This window comes from Luteolibacter pohnpeiensis, assembly GCF_016595435.1.
GTDB classification, from domain to species: Bacteria; Verrucomicrobiota; Verrucomicrobiia; order Verrucomicrobiales; family Akkermansiaceae; genus Luteolibacter; species Luteolibacter pohnpeiensis.
In genome coordinates this window covers 1-1,182 of record NZ_JAENIJ010000125.1, presented here as the reverse complement: position 1 = coordinate 1,182, position 1,182 = coordinate 1, and the positions used below count along the sequence as shown (strand labels likewise).

The following is a 1,182-nucleotide window of genomic DNA, read 5'->3' as shown; positions in this document are numbered from 1 at the left end:
CGGTGCCGAAGCTTCCGGCGAAGGCACGATACGAATCGATACCTCAAAAGTCACCGAACGCGTCGCCGCCAATACCCAGCTCGAGGAATCGCTGCGCCGGACAGAAGCGGCGGCAGACGATACCGAGCGGAAGCTCAGCGAACTTGAGAAGGCACTCGATGAAATGGGCGAGGCTTCGGAGGAATCCGGCGACAAGCTCGACCGGTTGGTGAGTTTGCAAAGGGCGCAGCTTGCGGCGGAAATCGGCAACGGGATTTCGCGAATCGCCGACGTGGTGAAATCGGCCTCCACTTCACTGCAGGAGGCGGATCCAAAAATCTCGAAAACCCTCGGGAATATTTCGTCGGGCCTTGATAGCGTAGGCAACGCGGTATCGACAGCGGCACAGGGCTTTGCGGTCGGCGGTCCATTTGGCGCGGCAGTTGGCGGACTGATTGGGCTTCTAACAGGTCCGCTCAACCATGCTTTCGAAAGCATGACTCAGGATCTGCAGAAAGCAGGGGAGAAGGAGAAACTGGCCAAGGAATCGCTACACGCCTACACTCGTGCCCTTGAAGAGCGGCGGACCACACTTGCCAATCAAAGGCTTGAGGAATTTTACGGCCGCGAGGAAAAGGCGATCAAGTCGGCCAATGACGAACTGCGTCGGCAGAATGAGCTTCTAACAGCCCGCCGCAACGCGGAGGCAGCGGAGCAGCATGCCGCCTCGGTGGCAGCTCTCGACAGTGGTGCAAACCGTGGCGCGGTTGCCTCGGTCGATGCCATCAGCGAGCTACGCCGACGCATTGAAGCGATCGAGCAGAAGGCCAACCTTGCCCAGGCTCAAGCGAACCTCAAGGACGAGGACGCAAGCCACAAGGAAGGCAAGGTGAAGCTGCTCGAAGAGCGCGGCATGTCCTCAGGCGATGAGATCGATCAGGCCCGCAAGGAAGCCGAAGCGGCACGCGAATCAGCGGATTCCGCAGCAAAGAACGCAGAGCTCACCCGGCAGATCGGAGAACAGCAAATTCGCGAAGCCCTCGCCCAGTTCAGTGAAGCCAAATCCCGGGTGACGGATGAAGGCCAAAAGGAAATGGTGGAAGCAGCGCGTCAGCTGATTGAGGCAGTCGAGAACGGCACCAAGGAGATGACGGCGGTCCAGCAGCAAGCGCTGCAACGCATCCGCGATGCCTTCCGTGGTGG

At 59.7% G+C, this 1,182-nt stretch carries 1 protein-coding gene; it reads left to right on the top strand.

The features are described 5' to 3' along the window. Positions 1–1,182, top strand: a 1,182-nt coding sequence (locus JIN85_RS22555) for a hypothetical protein (protein WP_200274363.1), incomplete at both ends; no start/stop codon positions are given.